21 protein-coding genes and 1 tRNA gene are annotated in these 23,412 nt (G+C 29.9%); 20 read left to right on the forward strand and 2 right to left on the reverse strand.

Annotated features, from left to right (window positions below; genetic code table 11):
* Window positions 1–117 precede the first annotated feature (117 nt).
* Window positions 118–193 (forward strand) — tRNA-Phe (locus HMPREF3181_RS06015).
* Window positions 194–331: 138 nt separating this feature from the next.
* Window positions 332–508, forward strand: a complete 177-nt coding sequence (locus HMPREF3181_RS06020; RefSeq protein WP_068474459.1) for an HTH domain-containing protein — start codon at window positions 332–334, stop codon at window positions 506–508.
* Between the two features lie 39 nt (window positions 509–547).
* Here HMPREF3181_RS06020 and HMPREF3181_RS06025 read toward each other — a convergent pair whose 3' ends face one another.
* Complete coding sequence (locus HMPREF3181_RS06025) at window positions 548–1,804, reverse strand: helix-turn-helix domain-containing protein (RefSeq protein WP_068474460.1); 1,257 nt, start codon at window positions 1,802–1,804, stop codon at window positions 548–550.
* Window positions 1,805–2,235: 431 nt separating this feature from the next.
* Between HMPREF3181_RS06025 and argF the strand changes: the two genes are divergently transcribed.
* The 11 genes from argF to brnQ all read left to right on the forward strand — a co-directional run bounded on the left by argF (window position 2,236) and on the right by brnQ (window position 14,589).
* Window positions 2,236–3,228 carry an ornithine carbamoyltransferase gene (argF, locus tag HMPREF3181_RS06030; RefSeq protein ID WP_068474461.1) on the forward strand — a complete coding sequence of 331 codons (993 nt, stop codon included), beginning with the start codon at window positions 2,236–2,238 and terminating at the stop codon, window positions 3,226–3,228.
* Between the two features lie 9 nt (window positions 3,229–3,237).
* Complete coding sequence (arcC, locus tag HMPREF3181_RS06035) at window positions 3,238–4,173, forward strand: carbamate kinase (RefSeq protein ID WP_068474462.1); 936 nt, start codon at window positions 3,238–3,240, stop codon at window positions 4,171–4,173.
* 9 nt (window positions 4,174–4,182) lie between these two features.
* Window positions 4,183–5,118: a DMT family transporter gene (locus tag HMPREF3181_RS06040; RefSeq protein ID WP_068474470.1), complete on the forward strand. Its 936-nt coding sequence runs from the start codon at window positions 4,183–4,185 to the stop codon at window positions 5,116–5,118.
* 111 nt (window positions 5,119–5,229) lie between these two features.
* Window positions 5,230–6,549, forward strand: coding sequence for a MurT ligase domain-containing protein (locus HMPREF3181_RS06045; protein ID WP_068474473.1), 1,320 nt, complete (start codon window positions 5,230–5,232; stop codon window positions 6,547–6,549).
* An 86-nt stretch (window positions 6,550–6,635) separates the two neighbouring features.
* Entirely contained in the window at window positions 6,636–7,307 is a 672-nt protein-coding gene (locus HMPREF3181_RS06050) for a nitroreductase family protein (protein WP_068474476.1), read from the forward strand.
* Between the two features lie 8 nt (window positions 7,308–7,315).
* The gene (locus HMPREF3181_RS06055; RefSeq protein WP_068474478.1) at window positions 7,316–8,467 is read left to right on the forward strand and encodes an Mbeg1-like protein; all 1,152 of its coding nucleotides are present in this window, start codon (window positions 7,316–7,318) and stop codon (window positions 8,465–8,467) included.
* 112 nt (window positions 8,468–8,579) lie between these two features.
* Window positions 8,580–8,990 carry a 30S ribosomal protein S12 gene (gene rpsL, locus HMPREF3181_RS06060; protein ID WP_009355082.1) on the forward strand — a complete coding sequence of 137 codons (411 nt, stop codon included), beginning with the start codon at window positions 8,580–8,582 and terminating at the stop codon, window positions 8,988–8,990.
* Between the two features lie 132 nt (window positions 8,991–9,122).
* On the forward strand, window positions 9,123–9,593 hold the full coding sequence (gene rpsG, locus HMPREF3181_RS06065) for a 30S ribosomal protein S7 (RefSeq protein ID WP_068474480.1): 471 nt from the start codon (window positions 9,123–9,125) through the stop codon (window positions 9,591–9,593).
* 38 nt (window positions 9,594–9,631) lie between these two features.
* Entirely contained in the window at window positions 9,632–11,707 is a 2,076-nt protein-coding gene (fusA, locus tag HMPREF3181_RS06070) for an elongation factor G (RefSeq protein WP_068474483.1), read from the forward strand.
* Window positions 11,708–11,727: 20 nt separating this feature from the next.
* Window positions 11,728–12,921 (forward strand): elongation factor Tu, encoded by a 1,194-nt coding sequence (tuf, locus tag HMPREF3181_RS06075; protein ID WP_068474487.1) that lies wholly within the window; start codon window positions 11,728–11,730, stop codon window positions 12,919–12,921.
* A gap of 249 nt (window positions 12,922–13,170) precedes the next feature.
* Window positions 13,171–14,589: a branched-chain amino acid transport system II carrier protein gene (gene brnQ, locus HMPREF3181_RS06080; protein WP_068474491.1), complete on the forward strand. Its 1,419-nt coding sequence runs from the start codon at window positions 13,171–13,173 to the stop codon at window positions 14,587–14,589.
* 79 nt (window positions 14,590–14,668) lie between these two features.
* On the opposite strand, the gene gpmA is transcribed toward brnQ, so the two are convergent.
* Window positions 14,669–15,412, reverse strand: a complete 744-nt coding sequence (gene gpmA, locus HMPREF3181_RS06085) for a 2,3-diphosphoglycerate-dependent phosphoglycerate mutase (RefSeq protein WP_068474493.1) — start codon at window positions 15,410–15,412, stop codon at window positions 14,669–14,671.
* A gap of 315 nt (window positions 15,413–15,727) precedes the next feature.
* Here gpmA and HMPREF3181_RS06090 point away from each other — a divergent pair, with 315 nt between their 5' ends.
* The 7 genes from HMPREF3181_RS06090 to HMPREF3181_RS06120 all read left to right on the forward strand — a co-directional run bounded on the left by HMPREF3181_RS06090 (window position 15,728) and on the right by HMPREF3181_RS06120 (window position 23,267).
* Window positions 15,728–16,585, forward strand: coding sequence for an ABC transporter permease (locus HMPREF3181_RS06090; RefSeq protein WP_068474503.1), 858 nt, complete (start codon window positions 15,728–15,730; stop codon window positions 16,583–16,585).
* Window positions 16,579–17,367: an ABC transporter permease gene (locus HMPREF3181_RS06095; RefSeq protein ID WP_068474505.1), complete on the forward strand. Its 789-nt coding sequence runs from the start codon at window positions 16,579–16,581 to the stop codon at window positions 17,365–17,367. The genes HMPREF3181_RS06090 and HMPREF3181_RS06095 overlap by 7 nt, the downstream gene beginning before the upstream one ends.
* A complete protein-coding gene (locus HMPREF3181_RS06100; protein WP_068474506.1) occupies window positions 17,354–18,442 on the forward strand; it encodes an ABC transporter substrate-binding protein in 1,089 nt (362 codons plus the stop codon). Before HMPREF3181_RS06095 ends, HMPREF3181_RS06100 begins: the two co-directional genes overlap by 14 nt.
* 236 nt (window positions 18,443–18,678) lie before the next feature.
* Window positions 18,679–20,109 (forward strand): APC family permease, encoded by a 1,431-nt coding sequence (locus HMPREF3181_RS06105; protein ID WP_068474507.1) that lies wholly within the window; start codon window positions 18,679–18,681, stop codon window positions 20,107–20,109.
* A 127-nt stretch (window positions 20,110–20,236) separates the two neighbouring features.
* On the forward strand, window positions 20,237–21,556 hold the full coding sequence (locus HMPREF3181_RS06110) for a M18 family aminopeptidase (RefSeq protein ID WP_068474508.1): 1,320 nt from the start codon (window positions 20,237–20,239) through the stop codon (window positions 21,554–21,556).
* Window positions 21,556–21,936, forward strand: coding sequence for a hypothetical protein (locus HMPREF3181_RS06115; protein WP_068474516.1), 381 nt, complete (start codon window positions 21,556–21,558; stop codon window positions 21,934–21,936). Before HMPREF3181_RS06110 ends, HMPREF3181_RS06115 begins: the two co-directional genes overlap by 1 nt.
* Window positions 21,937–22,091: 155 nt before the next feature.
* On the forward strand, window positions 22,092–23,267 hold the full coding sequence (locus HMPREF3181_RS06120) for an iron-containing alcohol dehydrogenase (protein ID WP_068474519.1): 1,176 nt from the start codon (window positions 22,092–22,094) through the stop codon (window positions 23,265–23,267).
* Window positions 23,268–23,412 lie beyond the last annotated feature (145 nt).

Raw genomic sequence — 23,412 nt, forward strand, 5'->3', positions numbered from 1 at the left:
GTTGTTTTTAGGCAATGCCTTAGTTTAGTGCGGAGCACGAGAGAATGAGCTATCGTAAGAAATGATATAAATTTAAAACAGAATAATTTTTTAGAAAAAACAAAATAAGTGTTATATGCCCAGATAGCTCAGTCGGTAGAGCAGAGGACTGAAAATCCTCGTGTCGGTGGTTCGATTCCGCCTCTGGGCACCAGACCTGTAATTCGATACGTCTGTTATGGGTTGCTATTTTTTTCCTGCAGTTGCAGGATTTTTTTATTCATTTTTAGAATTGTTGAGTTTTAATTGTTTTAGGGTAAAAATATATCATAAAATTAAAGGAGATATAAAAATGGAATTAAATGAAAAAATTATTGAATTATTAAAATCTTCAGAACCTCTTAAGGGTGGAGAAATTGCTGAAAAATTAGGCGTAGATAAATCTGATGTAGATAAGGTTTTAAAAAAATTAAAATCAGAAGAAAAAATAATTTCACCAAAGAGATGTTATTATTCTGTTGAAAAGTAAAAATTGTGTAACTAAAGCTGTGTTTTTAAGCACAGCTTTTTAAATGTCTTTGTTTTGTAGTTGTAAATTTTTTCTAAATTCTGTTGGTAATATTTTTTGGAATTTTAAAAAGTTTCTGTTAAATGTTTTAACTGTATTGTATCCAACTTCAAATGCAATGTCTGTTATTTGCATATTTGTTTCCAGTAATAGTTTTGTAGATTTGTTTATTCTAACAAAATTCAAAAAGTTTTTGAAATTTTTTTCTACATAGTATATGAATAATCTGTTTAATTCTATTAAGGAAATAGAAAAGTCTTTACATATATTATCTATGTCTAAATCGTCACTGGAATTTTTTACGATATAGTTTAATATTCTATAAAATTTTCTAGTATTTTCTATTTGGCAAATTTGTGATATTTTATGAAATGTTTGTCTGTATTTATTAGGATTTTGTCCTGTTCTTGCCGTAAATACTTTTGATAGATGTGAACGGTCTGAAAAACCTGTTATCTCTGCGATTTCTTCTATATCAAGGTCGGTATAAAGCAACATATCCATAGTTTTTCCGACTCTCATTTCATTTATGAGTGTATTGAAAGAAAGACCGGTTGTTTCTTTTATATATCTGTTTATTGTCGATTCGCTTGTAAAAAATAATTTTGAAATAAGAGAAATTGTAAGCTTTTCGCTTAAATGGGCATGTATATACCTAAAAATATTTATTTTATCAAATTTTTCGTCGATTCTTTTTATTTTTTTAGTATCTTCGTCTTGTATTCTTCTATAAGTGATTATAAGGTCTATTATTTTATTTAAGACGAATGCTGATGAAATAGGGTTTTCATTTTTATCGTAAAGCGTTGAATCTTCTCCTAATTCATTTCTAAGTAAGTCAAATATATTTGAAAAATATTTAAATTGTTCATCTGTACATTGTATTACGGGATTGTCGTAGAATGAGTTTATTAAACTTAAATTTTCTGCGTCAACATTGTAGAATGATTTTATTATTTTGTTTGCGCTGTCAAAATTGTATTTTAAAATAAAATACTGAATAGTTTTAGAAACTTCAATAACTTCGGTGTATTCCCAAGGTAATATACAAACTAAGGTCTTATCATTTATTTCATAGATATTATTTTGAATTCTTATCTTTGCCAAACCTTTTTTTACAAGCAAAAATCTGGCTGATTGGTGAAAAAGTCCTTTTGTTGCTGATGTTATTATTTCTCTATCTATACTATACATACTTTCTTCGTTTATGTATGAATTTGCTCTGTTTTGTATTTCAATTCCCTTTTGTTTATTCATAATTAACTCCCGATTTTTATGTACTTTAATTTCCTTTTATATTAGTATAAATCATAAGTCTTTATATGTAAAGAGTTGTTTTGATAAAATGTCTTTTTGGTAAAAAATGGTATAAATAATTCTAAATGAATTTTTAATTAAATAAAAATCTTTAAATTTAAATATTTTAATTTTGTAAAAGACAATTTATATATAAATTAGAGTAAAATTAAGTCTAAAATTAATATATTTTATAATGTTTTTATGAATAAAAGTATTAATTTTAGATATATTTTTTTTAAAAGTTATTATATGTTTAATTATAAAAAAAGTATGTTAATACAAGATTATTTTGTTAATTTGTCCTTAGAAAAAAGACTATAAATAGTATAATAATTATGTAATAAATACGGTAGGTCGTATTAAAAATTTATTTTTAAAGGAGAAATGTTATGAGCAAAAATTTAAGAGGAAGAAATTTCCTAACATTATTAGACTTTACAAGTGATGAAATCCGTTACCTTTTAGACCTTTCAAGAAATTTTAAGGACTTAAAGAGAAATGGAACTCCTCACCGTTATTTAGAAGGAAAAAATATAGTATTATTATTTGAAAAGACTTCTACTAGAACTCGTTGTTCTTTTGAAGTTGCAGGAATGGACTTAGGTATGGGAGTTACTTACTTAGACCCAGGTTCTTCACAAATGGGTAAAAAAGAATCTATTGAAGATACTGCAAGAGTTTTAGGAAGAATGTATGACGGTATTGAATACAGAGGATTCAGCCAAGAATTAGTTGAAACTTTAGGAAAATATGCAGGAGTACCTGTATGGAATGGGTTAACAGACAAATTCCACCCAACTCAAATGTTAGCTGACCTTTTAACTATTGAAGAAAAATTTGGATACTTAAAAGGATTAAACTTTGTTTATATGGGAGATGCAAGAAATAATATGGGTAACTCACTTATGATAGCTTGTGCTAAAATGGGTGTAAACTTTACAGCTTGTGCTCCAAAAGAATTATGGCCTGAAGAAGAATTAAGAGAAAAAGCATTAGAAATTGCTAAAGGTACTCATTGTACTGTAAGCTTTGAAGAAGATGTTAAAAAAGGAACTACAAATGCTGATGTAATTTACACAGATATTTGGGTATCAATGGGTGAACCAGATGAAGTTTGGGCAGAAAGAATTAAATTATTAAAACCATACCAAGTAAATAAAGAAGTTATGGCAAACGCTAAAGAAACTGCTATCTTTATGCACTGCTTACCTTCATTCCACGACCAAAAAACTGTTATCGGAAGACAAATTTTTGAAAAATTTGGTATTCCTGAAATGGAAGTTACTGATGAAGTTATTGAAGGACCTCAATCAGTTGTATTTGATGAAGCTGAAAACAGAATGCATACTATAAAAGCAGTTATGTATTCAACTTTATGGTAAGAGGTACAAATGGGAAAGAGAATAGTTGTAGCTTTGGGGGGTAATGCTTTAGGCAATACCCCTTTAGAGCAATTAGAGAAAGTTAAAATAGCTGCCGATATTATTTCAGATTTAGTTAAAGATGGAAATGATGTTATAATCGGACATGGAAATGGACCTCAAGTAGGAATGATTAATCTGGCTATGGATTATTCAGCAAACGGAAAGGAAAAAACTCCTTTAATGCCACTTGTTGAATGTGGAGCTATGAGCCAAGGGTATATTGGATATCATTTACAACAAGCTTTAGGTCAAGCTTTTAAAGAAAAAGGAATAAATAAAACGGCTGTTTCAGTTGTAACTCAAGTTGAAGTTGCAGAAGATGATAAAGCTTTTGAACACCCAACTAAACCTGTTGGAATGTTCTATACAAAAGAAAAAGCAGATGAACTTGCTAGAGAAAAGGGCTTTACTTTTGTTGAAGATGCAGGTAGAGGATACAGAAAAGTTGTTCCTTCACCAAAACCATTACACATCGTTGAAATTGACGCTGTTAAGAAAATGGTAGATGCCGGACTTGTAGTTATAACTGTTGGTGGAGGCGGAATACCTGTTGTTAAGAAAAATGATAGATTAGTTGGAATTGACGCTGTTATCGACAAAGATAAGTCAAGTGCAAAACTTGCATCAGACTTAAATGCTGATTTTCTTTTAATCTTAACAGCGGTTGATAAAGTTTGCATAAACTTTAATAAACCTGACCAAAAAGAATTAGACGAAATAAATGTTGAACAAGCTATGAAGTATATTTCAGAAGGACAATTTGCAAAGGGTAGTATGTTACCAAAGGTTGAGGCTTGTTTGGAATTCGTAAATAGTTCTGATGATAGATGTGCTATCATTACTTTACTTGAAAAAGCATCAGATGCTGTAAAAGGTCTTACAGGAACTAAAATAGTTAAGTAGGAGGGTGTTTTGAACAATATTTCACATAGAACAAGTTTTTTAGCTAAAATTGCACTTTTTATTGTAGCTATTTTGTGGGGAACTTCTCTTACTGTTGTTAAAAGTGCAGCTGATGTTCTTAAACCTAACTTTCTTTTAGGTGTTAGATTTACTATAGCTGGAATTATCTTAGCAATTATTTTTCATAAAAAATTGTTTAAAGCAAGAAAAGATGAATTGACAGCCGGAGCTATAATCGGTGTATTTTTATTTGTTGCTTATTCCAGTCAAACTCTTGGAGTTACTTTTACAACTCCGGGACGTAGTGGATTTTTATCAGCATCATATTGTGTAATTGTACCTTTTTTATATTGGATAACAAATAAAGTTAGACCTGATAAATTTAATGTATCGGCTGCAATTTTTTGTATAATTGGAATATTTTTTATTGCAATGGCAGGAGAGAGCGGTTCAATTTTTAATTCCAGTTGGACAGCTATTTACGGTGATGCACTTGCGCTTTTAAGTGGAGTTTTATTTGCATCACATATTGTAATGGTTACAAAACTTGGAGTAGGTAAAGACCCATTTGTACTTACAATAATGCAATTTTTAGTTTCAGGAGTTTTATCTTGGATAACTACATTTGCTATAGAAAATAATGCAGGAATGCAAATTACATTAAGACCTATGCTTGAAGTTTTATATCTTTCTATAATGTGTACTGCAGTTGCATTATTATTACAAAACTTAGGGCAAAAATATACAGATCCAAGCAGTGCCGCTATCATTTTAGGTTGTGAGTCAATCTTTGGAGTTGTATTACCTGTTGCACTTGGGATCGAAAGCTTAACAGTTAAATCAGTTATAGGTTTTGTATTAATTTTTATTGCGATAATAATTTCAGAAACAAAATTATCTTTCATATTTAAAAAGAAAAGCGAAGAAGCTAAAAATAATATTTAAGAAGTCTTAGGACTTCTTTTTTGTTTTACAAACATTGTTAATGTGTTGACATTTAAAGGTTTGTATGTTAGTATAAAAAACGAAAATAATTTGTTTTAAAAGGAGGAAATTTTGAAAGATAGATTTGCAATATTTTGTGGGAAATTCGTTTATTATTTAGGTAAAAAATTTACTGCTTGTAGTTCTTTGCCTGGAAAAATTGCTTTGAATATAGACAAAAATTTATTAAAAAATATAAAAAAAGAAAATAATACAATTATTTTTATAACTGGAACTAACGGAAAGACGTCAACAACATTTTATAGTTATTATACTGTTAAAGATTTACATAATGATGTTGTTACCAATCTTTCCGGTGCAAATATGATTCAGGGTGTATTAACTGAAATTTTAAAGAAAACTGAAAAAAAGAATTTTAGTAATAAACTTTGTGTGTTTGAAGTTGATGAGCTAACAATTCCACTTCTTATAAAAAATGGCTTAATTCCTAATTATGTCGTAATTACGAATTTGCTTGATGACCAAGTTGATAGATATGGTTCAAAAGAAATTTTGGCAAAAACTTTGAGAGAAAATTTAGAAAAAACAGATGCAAAATTAATTGTAAACTTTGAGGACCCTACACTTAGAATTATAACTGACGGAATAAAAAATGAGGTAATATACTTTGGTGTTCAAGGAGAAGAAAGGGAAGTAGAAAAAGACAATTTAATTTTTAAATACTTGAATTATAGTTCTGTTGGATTTTTTAAAACTAAAGATGACGAAGATTTTGTTGATTTAAAGAGTTATACATTAAGGGAATGTGAAGATGGAAAATATTGTGAAGTTTTGTCGAAAGAAAAAACTTTTAAATTTGAAATAAAAAATAGGGAGAAATTTGACATTATTTATAATAGATATAATTATGTTGCCTCTTTTTCTCTGTTTATGACTTTAATTAGAGATGGAATTGTAAAATGTGAAAATCCTGAAGAAAAAATTTCAAACGTTATAAGTCTTGACGTTGGAAATGGTAGAATGGAGAACTTTAAGTTTTTGGGTAAATCTACGAAGTTAAATTTAGTTAAAAACAAGGTAGGTTTGGAGCTTTCTCTTACGGAATATGCAAAAGAAACCGAAAAATTCGATTTAGTTTTGGCTTTGGGAAATACTCCTGCTGACGGAACAGATTTGAATTGGATTGCTGAAGTTGATTTTAAAAATTTTGTAGAAAATTCTTTGGTTGATACGATTTTTATAACAGGAAATGCTTTTGAAATTGTAAAAGAAAAATTGGAAAAGTATTTAGAAAATAACTGTTTGTGTAAAAAATTTATTTTTGTTTCAAAAGATGAATTTAAAGAAAAATTGAGTAAAAAAACTATGTTTTTAGCAGGATTTTCAGAGCTTAATGATATGAGAAGTTTTTTAGAGAATAAAAATAAATAAAGATATCAATCAGAATTTTGTTAGTTTACAATAATATTTTAAGGGCGTTTTCGCCCTTTTATTATATCAAGAAAGGGTGTAATAATATGGATATTCAAAAATTTTTAGAACAAAGACATTCTGTAAGGAAATATACAAAAAAAGAAATAGATAAAGAGCTTGTTGACGAATTAAATAGAGATATTGAGGAGTATAATAAGATTGCAAATTTGAATATTCAATTTGTAACCAATGAGCCTTATGCATTCGGAAGAAGTATTTTAGCTAATTATGGTAATTTTAAAAATGTTAGAAACTATATAGTAATGATTGGTAAAAAATGTGATAATTTAGAAGAAAAGATTGGATATTTCGGAGAAAAATTAGTTATAAAAGCTCAGTCTTTAGGGCTTAATACTTGCTGGGTCGGTGGAACATATAGCAAGAAAAATACTAAATATGATATAAAAGAAGGTGAAAAACTTGTTTGTGTCATAGCTGTTGGTTATGGAGAGACGAATGGAAAGGTGAGAAAACTTAAGAGTATTTCTAAAGTTGCAATTAGCGATGTAGAAATGCCTGATTGGTTTTTAAAAGGAGTAAGATTTGCACTGCTTGCACCTACAGCATTGAATCAACAAAGATATAAAATTACTTTAAAAGATAATAAGTTGGAAATAGTTTCAAAAATTGGATTTTATACAAAGGTTGACTTAGGAATAATTAAGTGCCATTTTGAACTCGGTGCTGGTAAGGAACATTATATTTTTAAGTTTTAGGAGGCAATATGATGGATATAGACATTTTGTTAATTTTAAATTGTATAATTTATATACATGGATTTGAAAAAGATGATGTAAAAGAAAAGTTTGTTGGTAAAAGTATTTATGAAATTTCAGATTATATAAAAACTCAAAAAAATTCTTTAGGAATGTATCCTGGAGAAATTAATGAGGAGGAATTTTCAAATATCGTTAATACGATAGAATACAATAAGGAAATTTATAGGAAAATAAAAATTGTAGATGTTGAGAACTCTTATTTTGCAAATTTTTCAGGAAGCGAGAGAGTTGTAAATGTAACTTTTTTGTTTGAAGATAATTTAATTATAGTTTATAAAGGCACAGCCGGAGATTATGAGTGGAAGGACAATGTAGAAGGGACATATAATATAACAGATACAAAACAACAGAGAAGAGCTTTGAGTTATTTTGACGAAATGGTTAAGAAATTCCCCGATTTTAAAAAAATTTATGTTTCCGGTCATTCTAAGGGAGGAAATAAAGCCCAATATATTGGAGTTTTAAGAGGCGATATGTCTAAACTTGAAATGATTTACTCTTTTGATGGACAGGGTTTTAATAATAATTTTATAAAAAAATATAATAAAGAAATTACAAATAATAGACATAAAATATTTAATATATGTAATGAACTTGATTATGTAAATATTATATTATTTTCTATTTCTAATAAGATTTTTATAAAATCTACTACAAATGTTGGAAATGAAGATGATAGACAGTCTAAATTATTACATAGATTTGGTGGTTTTCACTCTCCTTATTCAATGTTTAAAAAGGAAAATGGCATATTAACATTGAATGAAAAAACTGAACAAAGTGATATTATGAAAAATTTTGAAAAACTTTTTGAATACTATAATACTAATATGGAAGATGAAGATAGTAATTTTATGTATTATAGAATGTCATTAGTTGTTATGGAAAATGGAAAGGAAGTTTTTGGAGAAGAATATCCAGCTTCGCCAAAAGGCTTTTTTAAAAGATTTATAAAGTTAACAAGAGAGTTTACAAAAAATGAAAATGAACTTAGCTTTTCACAAATTATTAAACTTTTTAAACCGATTTTATCCGATGTTGGTTCAATAATTTTTGCGGGTAAAATTTCTGAAAATGCTCCAGAAAAAAATACTTAAAAACTTTGAAAAATAGTTGACTTTTAATAAAAGTAATGTTAAAATAATTAGGTACATTTAATAATGTATAGTTATGTGCATTTTTAAAGAAAAATATTGAGGAGGTGAAGAAATGCCAACTATTAACCAGTTAATTAAACAAGGAAGACAAAAAGCTGTAACTAAATCAAAAGCACCAGCATTAAGTTTCAATTTTAATACTCTTAAAAAGAGAAGTACTGCTAGTGAATCACCACAAAAAAGAGGTGTATGTACAGCTGTAAGAACTGTAACTCCTAAAAAACCTAACTCAGCGTTACGTAAGGTTGCCAGAGTTAGATTAACAAACGGAATGGAAGTTGCAGCTTATATTCCAGGTATAGGTCATAACCTACAAGAACATAGCGTTGTGCTTATTAGAGGTGGAAGAGTAAAGGACCTTCCAGGGGTTAGATACCACATTATCAGAGGTACATTAGATACTGCAGGTGTAGCTAACAGAAAGCAAGGAAGATCTAAATACGGAGCTAAAAGACCTAAATAATTAAACTGATGTGGCAGAAATGTTTTATTAATTAAAGAATTTAACTTTATAATACATACATTTGTGTGCTTGTCAGCAAAATCAATCGCTGAGTACCAGTGATACTACTAATATAGTAAGGAGGGAAGAAAGGTGCCAAGAAAAGGACATGTTCCAAAGAGAGAAGTAATGCCGGATCCAATTTACGGAGATGTGGTTGTTACTAAACTTATAAACAACATTATGCTTGATGGTAAAAAAGGAACTGCTCAAGCAATAGTTTACGGTGCATTTGAAATCGTAAAAGAAAAAACTGGCGAAGAACCAACTGAAGTTTTCAGAAAAGCTTTAGAAAATATCATGCCTGTTTTAGAAATTAAAGCAAGACGTATAGGTGGGGCGACATACCAAGTGCCTATTCAAGTTAGACCTGAAAGAAGACAAACTTTAGGTTTAAGATGGTTAGTAACTTACTCTAGAAATAGAGGAGAAAAAACTATGAAAGAAAGACTTGCAAAAGAAATCTTAGATGCAGTTAACAATACTGGATCAAGTGTTAAGAAGAGAGAAGATACTCATAAGATGGCTGAAGCTAACAAGGCTTTTGCACATTACGGATTCTAATATAGGATTTTATTTAAAAGGAAAGGGGAAATGCTATTGTGGCAAGACAATATTCACTTGAAAATACAAGAAATATTGGTATAATGGCGCATATCGATGCTGGTAAAACAACAGTAACTGAAAGAATGCTTTATTATACAGGAAAGATCCACAAAATAGGTGATACTCACGAAGGTGCTGCACAAATGGACTGGATGGAGCAAGAAAAAGAAAGAGGTATCACTATTTGTTCAGCTGCTACAACTTGTGTATGGAATGATACAAGAATTAACATCATTGACACTCCGGGACACGTTGACTTTACAGTAGAAGTTGAAAGATCTTTAAGAGTTCTTGACGGCTCAGTTGCACTTTTTGATGCAAAGAGCGGTGTAGAACCACAATCAGAAACTGTTTGGAGACAAGCAGATAAATATGGCGTACCACGTATTTGCTTTATAAATAAAATGGATGCGACTGGAGCTAACTATTATGACTCTATCGAAACTATTAAGGATAAGTTAAAAGCTAATCCGGTTCCTGTTCAAATTCCTATTGGAGCTGAATCAGAATTCGTTGGAGTTATTGACTTAATTTCAATGCACGCTATTATTTATAAAAATGACTTAGGTACAGATATAGAAGAAACTGATATTCCAGATGCTTATAAAGATAAAGCTGAAGAATATCGTCAAAACTTATTAGAAGCCTTAGCTGAAACAGATGAGTTTATTATGGAAAAATATTTAGAAGGAGAAGCTATTTCACCATCTGAATTAAGAGAAGCTATAAGAAGAGCTACTATTAATCTATCAATAAACCCAGTACTTTGTGGTTCAGCTTATAAAAACAAAGGGGTACAACCTTTATTAAATGCTATCGTGGCTTATATGCCATCTCCATTAGACATTCCTTCTATTAAGGGTGTTGATGACAATGAAGAAGAAACAGAAAGACATGCTTCAGATGAAGAACCTTTCTCAGCGTTAGCATTTAAAATCGTAGCTGACCCATTTGTTGGAAAGCTTGCATATTTCAGAGTTTATTCAGGAACTTTAGAAGCTGGTTCTTATGTATATAACTCAACAAAAGGTAAAAAAGAAAGAATTGGTAGAATTCTTATGATGCATGCTAATAAGAGAGAAGAAGTTGATAGTGTATCAGCTGGGGACATTGCTGCTGCAGTTGGTCTTAAAGACACTACAACAGGGGATACTCTTTGTGATATGAATAGCCATGTAATCTTAGAAAAAATGGAATTCCCAGAACCGGTTATTTCTGTTGCTATCGAACCAAAGACAAAAGCATCTCAAGAAAAAATGAGTATAGCTTTACACAAATTAGCTGAAGAAGACCCTACTTTCAGAACTTATACTGATGAAGAAACTGGTCAAACAATTATCTCAGGTATGGGTGAATTACACTTAGAAATCATCGTTGATAGACTTTTAAGAGAATTCAAAGTAGAAGCTAATATAGGAAATCCACAAGTTTCTTACAGAGAATCTATTTCTAAAGAATCTGATGCTGAAGGAAAGTATGTAAGACAATCTGGTGGTAGTGGACAATACGGACACTGTAAAATTAAAATTGAACCTCAAGAACCTGGTAAAGGATTTGAGTTTGTAAATAATATCGTTGGTGGTTCTATTCCAAAAGAATATATCGGACCAGTTCAAAAAGGTATTGAAGAAGCAACTCAAGCAGGTGTACTTGCCGGATACCCTGTTTTAGATGTTAAAGTTACTTTATACGATGGTTCATACCATGAAGTTGACTCATCTGAAATGGCATTTAAGATTGCAGGTTCAATGGCATTTAGAGAAGCTGTTAGAAAAGCAGCTCCGGTTTTATTAGAACCAATGATGAAAGTTGAAATAACAACTCCGGATGAATATTTAGGAGATGTTATGGGTGATGTTTCATCAAGAAGAGGTAGAATCCAAGGAATGAATCCTAAGAATGGTGTTCATGTACTTGATGCATTCATACCTTTAGCAGAAATGTTTGGATATGCAACTGACTTAAGAAGTAATACTCAAGGTCGTGCAACATATTCAATGCAATTCGATCATTATGAAAAAGTGCCTCAAGCAATTTCTGAAAAAGTAATTGGCGAGAGAGCAAAAAAATAGATTAGGAGGATTTTAGTAAAATGGCTAAGCAAAAATTTGAAAGAACTAAACCACACGTTAATATCGGAACTATCGGTCACGTTGACCATGGTAAAACTACTTTAACTGCAGCTATCACTTTAGTATTAAATAAAAGATTTGGTACTGGTGAATTCGTTGATTATGCAAACATCGATAAAGCTCCAGAAGAAAGAGAAAGAGGAATCACAATTTCAACTTCTCACGTTGAATATGAAACAGCAAACAGACACTATGCACACGTTGACTGCCCAGGACACGCCGACTATGTAAAGAACATGATTACAGGTGCTGCTCAAATGGACGGAGCTATCTTAGTAGTAAGTGCTGCTGATGGTCCAATGCCTCAAACAAGAGAACATATCTTACTTGCAAGACAAGTAGGTGTTCCAAAAATCGCTGTTTTCTTAAACAAAGAAGACCAAGTTGATGACCCAGAATTAATCGAACTTGTTGAAATGGAAGTTAGAGAATTATTAAATGAATATGAATATGATGGAGATAACACTCCAATCGTAGTTGGTTCAGCTTTAAAAGCTCTTGAAGAACCAGATGGAGAATGGGGAGACAAAATCGTTAAATTAATGGAAGAAGTTGACGCATTCATTCCTGAACCAGTTAGAGATATCGACAATCCATTCTTAATGCCAGTAGAAGACGTATTCTCAATCACAGGTAGAGGAACTGTTGCTACAGGTAGAGTAGAAAAAGGTAAAGTAAAAATTCAAGATAACGTTGAATTAGTAGGTTTAACTGAAGAAAGAAGAACAGTTGTAGTAACTGGTGTTGAAATGTTCAAGAAAATGTTAGACGAAGCTGCTGCCGGAGATAACATTGGACTTCTTTTAAGAGGTGTTCAAAGAAACGAAATCCAAAGAGGACAAGTTCTTGCTAAACCAGGAACAATTAACCCACATACTAAATTCGAATCAGAAGTTTACGTATTAACTAAAGAAGAAGGTGGAAGACATACTCCATTCTTCTCAGGATACAGACCACAATTCTACTTCAGAACAACTGACGTAACTGGTAATATCCAATTAGAAGAAGGCGTTGAAATGGTTATGCCAGGAGATAACGCTAAATTCATAATCGAATTAATCACTCCAATCGCTATTGATGAAGGTTTAAGATTTGCCATCAGAGAAGGCGGAAGAACAGTAGGTTCAGGAGTTGTTACTAAGATTTTAGGATAATTTAAGTGATAATTTCTAAAAGGGAACTTTAAGTTCCCTTTTTTTATGTAAATATTTTATCTTGATAAATTATATAATTTTCACAATGAATAATTATACAATAAACTTTATTTATTTTCAGTTTTATATACTTCAAATCGTGAAATAAAATAGAGAATATAAAGATGATTTTTCAAGTCGATAAGCCTTGCAAGTTTTGAATTTTTATGTTAATATATCTAAAGAAATCGTTATTATCAAGGGGGAAGTATGAAAAAAGAATTAAGAATAATATTTGTAATAGGCTTTAGTTTGTTTGCAATGTTTTTTGGTGCCGGGAACTTAATATTTCCAACATTTTTGGGTTATTCTTCAGGCTCTTACTGGCCAATAGCTTTTATTTTGTATATGGCTGCAGATGGACTTTTAGCAATGGTATCGCTTTATTGCGTATTTAGTTGTGGTGGTATTACAGAATTCGTTAAACCTTTAGGAAAGTATTTAGGAACTATTATTTTGGTTTGTATATCTTTATGTATAGGACCTCTAGTTGCAATTCCAAGAACTGGAGCAATTACATATAATTTAGGCGTTGCAAATTTTGGATTTAAAAGTTTGGTTATAACAACTGCCGTATTTTTTATTGCTACATATTTTATTTGTATAAAATCTGAAAAAATTGTTGATTTTATTGGTAGATATTTAACTCCTACATTATTAGCATTTTTAATTATTATGGTTATAACAGGAATTATATCTCCGGTTGGAGAAATTCAAGCTGGACAAAATTTACAAAAAGTAATGTATGAATCATTTATAAATGGTTTTCAAACTTTAGATGGACTTGGTGCAGGACTTTTTAATGCTGTTATTGTAAATGCTTTGATTTTTTATAATATAAAGAAAGATAGAGAAAAGAAAGTAATTTTATCTTCTTCAATTATAGCTTTCATCTGTTTAAGTATAGTTTATTGTGGACTTTGTTACTTAGGAGCAAGTTCAAGACTTAATGTTGCAAATGCAGAAAATGGTACAGATATTTTACTTAGCTTTACAGGATTATTATTTGGTCGTTCCGGTGTTTTGATGCTTTCTGTAATAGTAATTTTAGCTTGTTTAACTACTTCAGTTGCTCTTACAGGAGGAGTTGCAGAATATTTTTCAGAATTAATACCGAAAATTCCTTATAAAATTTGGCTTATGATAGTTTGTTTTGCAAGTTTTATTTTCTCATGTTTGGGTGTAGATGCGATAATAAAATTGGCAATTCCACTTTTATTTACATTATATCCACCAATTATTATATTGATTTTAACAAGTGTATTTAGAAATAAATTCCCTTGTAATAATGCGATAAAATATTCAGCAATACTTGCTATAATCATCGGATTTATCACTGTATTGAATGATACTTTTGGAGGTTTGGGTTTTATAAAATTACTACCTCTTAGTTCTTTAAGTTTTGGATATTTAATTCCTTCATTAATTGTTTTTGTTGTCATTGCATTTTTTGAAAAGAACAGCGGAGATAATATTGATGTTCCAAAGGTATTAAATACGAGAATAACTTTACATGACGAAGATGTTGGAATGCTTTATTATATATCTGAAAAAATTGACGAACCGAAGTCAGAAGTTATTAGAAAAGCAATTAAGAATTTGTATGATGAATTAAAAGATAAAGAATAAAAATCTACATATGCTTGGTATAGTAATGGAAAAACAATAAAAATAGAGAAAAGAAAGGGTGATACGTTTGTATCACCTATTATTTTTTTTTTGCTTGGTTTGCAACTGAATTTATTTTTGCATTTATTGCATCTTGATTTCCTAAGTAATATTTATTTGTAACTTTGAAATTGTCATCAAATTCATAAACTAAAGGAACGCCTGTTGGAATATTTACAGAAATTATTTCTTCATCTGTTAGGTTGTCTAAATATTTAACTAATGCTCTTAATGAGTTTCCATGAGCAGTGATTAAAACTCTTTTTCCGTCTAACATATCTTTTTTAATAACTTCATTGAAATAAGGAATAACTCTTTCGATAGTATTTTTTAAACTTTCATTATAAGGTAATTCGCTCCTTTCAACATTTCTATAAGCCTCTTGGTTATGAGGACATCTTTTATCATTTTCTTCAAGTGCTGGCGGTGGTACGTCAAAAGACCTTCTCCAAAGTTTTACTTGTTCTTCTCCGTATTTTTCAGCAGTTTCTGCTTTATTTAATCCTTGCAAAGCACCATAATGTCTTTCGTTTAATTTCCAAGTTTTGATAACTGGTAACCATTGTCTATCCATTCTTTCTAAGACGATATTTAAAGTATTTATAGCTCTTTTTAGGTATGAACAGTAGCATACATCAAAGTCAAATTCGTTGTCTTTTAATGCAAATCCGGCCTCGTTTGCCTCGATAACGCCTTTGTCTGAAAGACCTACATCAGTCCAACCTGTGAATAAATTTAATTTATTCCATTCGCTTTCTCCATGTCTTATTAAAACTAATTTCATTTTAAAAACTCCTTTAATTTTTCTTATATTAATTATATTACAAATATTTAAACTTTACAAGATAAAAACTTGTCTAATATCTTTTTTGATGATAAAATATAAATAATTTATATTATCAAATAGGAGAAATTATGAAACAACCGTAAAAGTGGGGAGATGCTTTTGTGTGTTTCTATGTTTTAATAGCAAGTCATTTTTATTCACTTGGAGATGAAGAATATAGAGAAAAAGTTAATAAACTTGTAAAATCATTAATTTGATTAGAATAGTTAAATTGTGATATAATCTTAATTGATAATTATTTTTGGAGGATTTATGTTAAAAAAACATTCATATAAAATTAGAGCTATGCCATATTTGATATGGACGGTTCTTTTTACGGTGATACCTTTGTTTTTTATCATTTATTATTCTTTTAAGGTTAAGGATAAAAATTTTGTTTTCACTTTGGATAATTACAAAAAATTTTTTACACCGACTTATGTAAAAATTATTTTTGTTTCTTTAAAATTATCTTTGATTTCAACTTTTTTATGTTTTCTTTTTGGATTTCCAGCAGGACTTTTCCTTAGTAGAATAAAGGGAGAAAAGCGAAGAAATATTTTTGTATTATTTTTTATTATGCCTTTGTGGACTAACTTTTTGCTTAGAACATACTCTTGGATGAGTATTTTTAGAGAACAGGGGATAATAAATCAAATGCTTATAAATATTGGTATTATTAGCCAACCGATAAAGTTTTTAAACAATAATTTTGCGATTATTATAGGAATGATTTACAATTTTTTACCTTTTATGGTACTTCCAATCTATACTGCACTTATTAATATTGATAAGGAATATATCGAATGTGCAAAAGATTTAGGGGCAAGGGGTAAAGATTTGTTTTTTAGAATTCTTTTGCCACTCAGCTTTAAGGGAGTAATTTCAGGTTGCATTATGGTCTTTATGCCTTCAGTTACGACTTTTATAATTTCCGACTTGCTTGGTGGTAGTCAAAATATGCTTGTCGGAAATTTAATTCAAAGGGAATTTTTACAAGCGAGAAATTGGGAAACGGGCTCAAGCATTTCTATAATTATGATTTGTATAATTTTTGCAAGTCTTTTTATTTTTAAAAAACTTGTAAAACAATCAGAAAATGAAATTTCAGAAGGGTTTAGGATATGGTAAAAAAAGCGTTAGAAAAAATTTATCTCTATTTTTGTTATGTATTTTTATATATGCCAATAATATTTATGATGATTTTTTCTTTTAATGAATCAAGATATAACAAGTCTTTTACTGGCTTTAGTTTGAAATGGTATGCAGAGCTTTTTAAAGATGAATCCATTATGAAAGTTTTTTACCAAACTCTTATCATAACTGGAATTGCAACGATTTTTGCACTTTTAATAGGAACTCTTGGTGCTTGGTCGATTTACAAGGTAGTTAGTTCGAAACTTAGAAGTTTTTTTACAAATGTAAGCTATATACCACTTATATTGCCGGACATTGTAATTGCCATTGGAATGATAATTTTGTATGTATTTTTTAATTTTGATTTTGGATATATCACAATAATTTTATCACATATAATCTTTAATGTTCCTTTTGTGGTTTTTGCTATTTTGCCTAAACTTTTGACCTTTGATAAAAGACTATATGATGCAGGTATGGACTTAGGGGCAAGACCTTTTCAAGTGTTTAGAAGAGTTGTTTTGCCACAATTAGTTCCGAATTTAATCGCAAGTGCATTGATTTGCATAACTTTATCTTTAGACGATTTTACGGTTAGTTACTTTACTTCAGGAAATGGAGTAATGACGCTTTCCGTTAAAATTTATTCAATGACAAAAAGGGGAATAAGTCCAAAAATAAACGCATTGTCAACTTTATTGTTTGCAAGTATAATTTTAATTTCAACAATAACATATATATTTAAAAATAAAGGAGTAAAAAATGAAAATATTTAAAAAATTATTAGCATTACTATTAGTTTCATCAACAGCAATGACTTTTGCAGGTTGTGGAAAAACTGAGAAAAAAGAAGAAAAGAAAGGCGAAAAAGTAGAACAAAGTTCTGAAAAGAAAGTTTTAAATGTAACAAATACCGACCTTTTCATTGAGCCTGAAACAATTAAGGAATTTGAAAAAGAATATAATTGTAAAGTAAATTACACATTCTTTGAAGAAAACGAAGAATATTACACAAAATTAAAATCAGGTGCTGAAAAGTATGACGTAATTGTAGCAAGTGATTATATGGTTGACACTATGATTAAAGAGGGAATGTTGGAAAAACTTGATAAGAATAAAATTCCAAATATGGAGAAAGTTAAACCGGAATATAGAAAATTAGTTTTTGACCCTACTTTTGAATATTCAGTTCCTTATACAATCGGAAATATCGGAATTGCTTATGATAAATCAAAGCAAGAAAAAGTTGAAAGCTGGGCTGACCTTTGGAGTGAAAAAAATAAAGGCGAAGTTGTAATGCTAGACGGAAGTAGATTTACAATGGCAATCGCTATGATTAAAGAAGGTATTGACCCTAACTCAACAAAAAAAGAAGATATTTTAAAAGCAAGAGATTCTTTAATAGCTCAAAAGAAAATCATAAAAAGCTATGTAGGAGATGACCAAGCTAAAGATAACCTAATTTCAGGAGAATCAAAACTTACTTGTATTTGGGGTGGAGAAGCATTACTTGCAAAAGATGAAAATAAAAATGTAGAATTTGTATTTCCAAAAGAAGGAGCAATTTTCATCTTTGATAACTGGGTAATGCCTAAAGTTTCAGAAAATAAAGAACTTGCTCAAAAGTTCATCGACTTTATGTCAAGACCTGAAATCTCTGCAAGAAATTGTAATGTTGTAAAATACGGCTCACCAATCGAGGGTGCAAGAGAGCTTATGAAAGACGAATTAAAAAATAGTGATATAGTATTCCCTGCAAAAGAAGTATTTGAAAAAGGCTTTATCTTAAAAGATTTAGGAGAATCAAACGAAATATTACAAAATGCGTGGACAGAAATGAAAGCGAAGTAAAGCAAAGAAAAAACAAAAAGGCATCGAAAGATGCCTTTTAAATTGAATTAAAATAAGTGATAAATATTTGATTTAGCATATTTTAATTTAAATGAACAATTTATTAAAGTAATAAAAATATTATAACAAAAATAAAACGTTATCCTATTTCAAACACCTTTGACAAGAGACTTTAATTTTGGTATACTAAAGACAGCTAAAATTTTAGCACAAAATTTATATTTTAGGAGGACAAAATGGAAAGTTCCGAAAAGAAAATCAAATGGCAGGCCCTTGTATTTATGTGTTTCTCAACACTTTGGGGTTTTGGAAATGTTTTAAACGGATATATTTGCTTTCATGGTACTCAAGTAATCTTTTCTTGGTTACTAATGTTTGCATTGTATTTTATTCCGTATGCACTTATGGTTGGTGAACTTGGTTCAGTATTTAAAGATTTAGGTGGTGGGGTAACTTCTTGGATTCAAGAAACTACTAACTCTAAATTAGCTTATTATGCAGGTTGGACTTATTGGGCAGTACATATTACTTATATTGCTGGTAAAGGTTCAGGTGGTCTTAAGGCTTTAAGCTTTATGATTTTTAGAGATGCTAAAGCGTATGATAGTATTCCTACTATTTATGTTCAATTAGCAACATTTGGTGTTTTATTATTATTCTGTTATTTAGCAACTAGAGGTTTAAGCCCTATTAAGAAATTAGCAACTCTTGCTGGTTCAAGTATGTTTGTTTTAGGTATTTTATTTATTCTTATGATGTATGCTGCACCTGTTATCAATCCAAATGGTGGATATTTAAAATTAAACTTCGCATGGAATAACTTATTCCCTAAGGTTGACTTGAACTATTTAAGTAGTTTATCTATCTTAGTATTTGCTGTTGGTGGTATCGAAAAGATTTCACCTTATGTAAATAAAATTGAAGGAGATTCTGCAAAAGAATTCCCTAGAGCAATGATGTTTGCAACTTTAATGGTTGTTATCAGTGCTATCTTTGGTACAGTTGCTATGGGACTTATGTTCGATATTAATGAAATCAATGCAAGTAAAGAAGCATTTGACTCTTATGCAGCAAATGGTGCTTACTGGGCATTCCAAAAATTAGGCGCATATTATGGTGTTGGTGATTTATTATTAATCATTTACTCAGCAGCTAATACTGTTGGACAATTCTCAACATTATTAATCAGTATTGATGCTCCTTTAAGAATGTTATTAGAAGACCCTAATGCAAGTCAATACATCCCAACAAAATTGTTAAAGAAGAACGACAAAGGTGCTTATGTAAATGGTATCGTATTAGTTGCAGTTTTAGGTGGAGCAATCATCTTAGCTCAATCTTTCGTTCCTGGTGCTACTACAGTTCTTAGACAACTTACTCGTCTTAACGGTGTAGTAATGCCAATGAGATATATGTGGGTATTCGTTGCATACATTGCTCTTAGATATGGTAAAGAAGAACTTGACAGACATTACAGATTTGTTAAGAGTAGAGGCGTTGGATTATTCTTCGGTGCTTGGTGTTTCTTAGTAACATTAGCTTGTTGTTTACTTGGAATGTACTCAAAAGACAGCTTTGAAATGGTATTAAAGATTATAACTCCAGCAGTTTTAGTTGCTTTAGGTTTAATCTTACCAATTCTTAGAAAAAGGGAAGACAATAAATAAATTTAGATAATAAAATTTAGATTATAAAGAAATAAAGGAACTTTGGTTCCTTTATTTTCTTTGAAATATATTTAATGATTTTAAATTTAATAATTGGGGTAAATTTAAAATTATAGGGGGTATTGATATGAATAATATTGAAATTACAAAAGAATTATTAAGTTTTATTGATTCAAGTAAAAGTATGTTTCATACTGTTGATACAATGAAAAAATATTTTGATAAAGCAGGCTATACATTTTTACCTGAAAATGCAAAATGGGAAATCAAAAAAGGTGGAAACTACTATACTACAAGAAATAATTCAAGTATATTAGCTTTCCAAGTAGGAGAAGAACTTAGCGACTATCACTTCCAAATAACAGCTGCCCACAGCGACTCTCCAACATATAAAGTTAAAGCTGTTCCTGAAATGGATGCACCGGGCGAACATTTAAAACTAAATGTTGAAGGTTACGGCGGAATGATTGACTCAACTTGGTTTGACAGACCTTTAAGTCTTGCAGGAAGAGTTTTAGTTAGAGAAAACGGAAAAATTGTAAATAAATTATTCTATATAGATAAAGATATTTTAATGATTCCAAATGTTGCAATTCATTTAAACAGAGAAATAAACAATGGCTATGCTTACAATAAGCAAATTGATTTATTACCTTTATTTTCTGCTGGAGAATTAAAGAAAGGTGACTTTGACAAAATGGTTGCAGATGAACTTGGAGTTGATGTTACAGATGTTATTTCAAAAGATTTATTCTTAGTAAATCGTCAAAGACAATGCATCTGGGGATATAAAGATGAATTTGTTTCAACACCTAAACTTGATGACTTACAATGTGCATTCACTTCAATGAAAGCATTTTTAGATGCTAAAAATCCAAAGGCTATAAATGTTTGTGCTGTATTTGACAACGAAGAAGTTGGTTCAAATACAAAACAAGGTGCAATGTCAACATTTATGAAAGATGCTTTAAAGAGAATTAATGCTTCTCTTGGATTTGGAACTGATGAATATCATCAAGCAGTAGCAAAATCTTTCTTAGTTAGCTGTGATAACGCTCATGCAGTTCATCCAAACCATGCTGAGCTTTATGACCCAACAAATAGAACTTTTATGAACAAAGGTATTGTTATAAAAGAGGCTGCAAATCAAAAATATACAACTGATGCTTTCAGTAGAGCAGTATTCTTAGAAATTTGTAAAAAGGTTGAAGTTCCTACACAATTCTTTGCAAACAGATCTGATAAAGTTGGTGGGTCAACTCTTGGAAACTTATCAAATATTCAAGTTAGTTTACATGCTTTAGATATAGGGGTTGCACAACTTGGAATGCACTCAAGTTTTGAAACTTGTGGTATCAAAGATACAGGATATATGGTTACTGCATTAAAAGAATTCTTCTCAAGCAATATTAAAATTGACTGTGCAGACGGAGTGATTTTTGAATAATGTCAAGAAGAATTACACCAAAAGAAATAGCTGAAGATAAGTCAAAAATTTCTTTGACAGGATTAACCATAATTATGATGGGAACTTTGTTTATATATTTTTTATGGGCTGTTATAAATAGTAAATTTTTAGTAAACTTTAGTATAGATGCATTAGTTGGAGTAGTTGCTATCGTTATTTTAATTAGAAATTTAAAAGTAAAATACAGTATAATAAAAAAATATACAAGTGAAAAACAATTTATGATTTTAGATTTAGTAGCTTTTACTCTATGCTTTTTAATAAAAGTTGTAGTAAAAATTCCTTTTGACTTTTCTTTAATCATTTTGTTAATTTCACATTATGCGACAAAGCAAATATTTAATAAAATAGTAAAATAAGGTTACTACACAATAAAAATCAGAGAGAATTGTTTTAAATAATTCTCTCTTTTTTTGTTTTCTTATTTTAAAATAAGGGTATTCTTTAACTAGATATAGAGAAAATGTGAAATCAATTTAGAAGTATTAAAAAATAAATTTAAAGGAGGATTTTTATGAAACCATTTATTTACGATATTCCTGTTAAGGTATATTTTGGAGAAGGACAACTTTCCAATCTTGGAAGAGAATTGTCAAAATATGGAAAAAAAGTTTTATTAACTTATGGAGGAGGTTCCATTAAAAAGATTGGACTTTATGATGAAGTTATAAAAGAAATAAGAGATGCAGGACTTGAAGTTTTTGAACTTTCAGGTATAGAACCTAATCCTAGAATAGAATCTGTTAGAGAGGGTGCTAGAATATGTAAGGAAGAAAATATTGACGTGGTTCTTGCTGTTGGTGGAGGTTCAACAATTGATGCCTCAAAATTTATTTGTGCTGGAGCAAAAGTTGATTTTGACCCATGGGATTTTCTTGATTTAGAAAAAAGAGCAAAAATAGAAGATGCATTGCCACTTTTAACTATACTAACACTTTCAGCAACAGGCTCTGAAATGGATAATGATGGAGTTATTTCAAATCTTAAAACAAATGAAAAATTAAGTAATGGTTCAATGTGTATGTTACCAAAAGTTTCATTTCTTGACCCTACAAATACATACAGTGTAAGTGAGTATCAAACTGCTTGTGGGTCGGCAGATATTTTAAGTCATATCCTAGAAGTTTATTTTACAACAGAAAATGATTTATTTATGCTTGATTGTGTTATGGAAGGTCTTATGAAAACAGTTATAAAATATGCTCCGATAGCAATGAAAGACCCTACAAACTATGAGGCTCGTGCTAATTTAATGTGGGCATCTTCATGGGCAATAAATGGTTTTGTAAATGGAAGTAAATCAACTGCTTGGAGTTGCCACCCAATGGAACACGAACTTTCAGCTTTTTATGATATAACTCATGGACACGGACTTGCAATCTTAACTCCACGTTGGATGAAATATTGTTTAAATGATGAAAATATATATAAATATGTTCAATTTGGAGTTAATGTTTTTGACATAGATAAAAATCTTTCTGATAGAGAAATTGCAGAAAAAGCCATTGAAAAACTTTCAGAATTTTTATTTAATGACTTAAAATTACAAAGCACATTAAAAGATATAAATATTGATGATAAAAATTTTTCTATTATGGCTAAAAAGGCTTGTAAAGGAAAAGAAAGTATAAAAGGCTTTAAAGAATTAACACCTGAAGATGTAGAAAATATTTTTAGAATGTGTTTGTAAACTTTAGTATAATTTTTTTAAAATAATTAAATAAAAACCCCACCCTTCCACGATGCGTCGCATCGAGTGGGTGCCCGGGAACCTTGTTGTTTCACAATAAAAACTCGTCTAACATTTTTAGATGAGTTTTTTTATACAATATAGA

The sequence above is a fragment of the Parvimonas sp. KA00067 genome (assembly GCF_001553085.1).
GTDB lineage: Bacteria > Bacillota > Clostridia > Tissierellales > Peptoniphilaceae > Parvimonas > Parvimonas parva.

Bases quoted from the DNA above. Each gene is read 5' to 3' on its own strand.
- arcC (WP_068474462.1), top strand. From the start codon at position 3,238: ATGGGAAAGAGAATAGTTGTAGCTTTGGGGGGTAATGCTTTAGGCAAT.
- HMPREF3181_RS06090 (WP_068474503.1), top strand. From the start codon at position 15,728: ATGTTAAAAAAACATTCATATAAAATTAGAGCTATGCCATATTTGATA.
- tuf (WP_068474487.1), top strand. From the start codon at position 11,728: ATGGCTAAGCAAAAATTTGAAAGAACTAAACCACACGTTAATATCGGA.
- HMPREF3181_RS06115 (WP_068474516.1), top strand. From the start codon at position 21,556: ATGTCAAGAAGAATTACACCAAAAGAAATAGCTGAAGATAAGTCAAAA.
- HMPREF3181_RS06055 (WP_068474478.1), top strand. From the start codon at position 7,316: ATGATGGATATAGACATTTTGTTAATTTTAAATTGTATAATTTATATA.
- HMPREF3181_RS06020 (WP_068474459.1), top strand. From the start codon at position 332: ATGGAATTAAATGAAAAAATTATTGAATTATTAAAATCTTCAGAACCT.
- argF (WP_068474461.1), top strand. From the start codon at position 2,236: ATGAGCAAAAATTTAAGAGGAAGAAATTTCCTAACATTATTAGACTTT.
- HMPREF3181_RS06100 (WP_068474506.1), top strand. From the start codon at position 17,354: ATGAAAATATTTAAAAAATTATTAGCATTACTATTAGTTTCATCAACA.
- HMPREF3181_RS06095 (WP_068474505.1), top strand. From the start codon at position 16,579: ATGGTAAAAAAAGCGTTAGAAAAAATTTATCTCTATTTTTGTTATGTA.
- rpsL (WP_009355082.1), top strand. From the start codon at position 8,580: ATGCCAACTATTAACCAGTTAATTAAACAAGGAAGACAAAAAGCTGTA.
- HMPREF3181_RS06110 (WP_068474508.1), top strand. From the start codon at position 20,237: ATGAATAATATTGAAATTACAAAAGAATTATTAAGTTTTATTGATTCA.
- HMPREF3181_RS06120 (WP_068474519.1), top strand. From the start codon at position 22,092: ATGAAACCATTTATTTACGATATTCCTGTTAAGGTATATTTTGGAGAA.
- brnQ (WP_068474491.1), top strand. From the start codon at position 13,171: ATGAAAAAAGAATTAAGAATAATATTTGTAATAGGCTTTAGTTTGTTT.
- HMPREF3181_RS06025 (WP_068474460.1), bottom strand. From the start codon at position 1,804: ATGAATAAACAAAAGGGAATTGAAATACAAAACAGAGCAAATTCATAC.
- gpmA (WP_068474493.1), bottom strand. From the start codon at position 15,412: ATGAAATTAGTTTTAATAAGACATGGAGAAAGCGAATGGAATAAATTA.
- HMPREF3181_RS06105 (WP_068474507.1), top strand. From the start codon at position 18,679: ATGGAAAGTTCCGAAAAGAAAATCAAATGGCAGGCCCTTGTATTTATG.
- HMPREF3181_RS06050 (WP_068474476.1), top strand. From the start codon at position 6,636: ATGGATATTCAAAAATTTTTAGAACAAAGACATTCTGTAAGGAAATAT.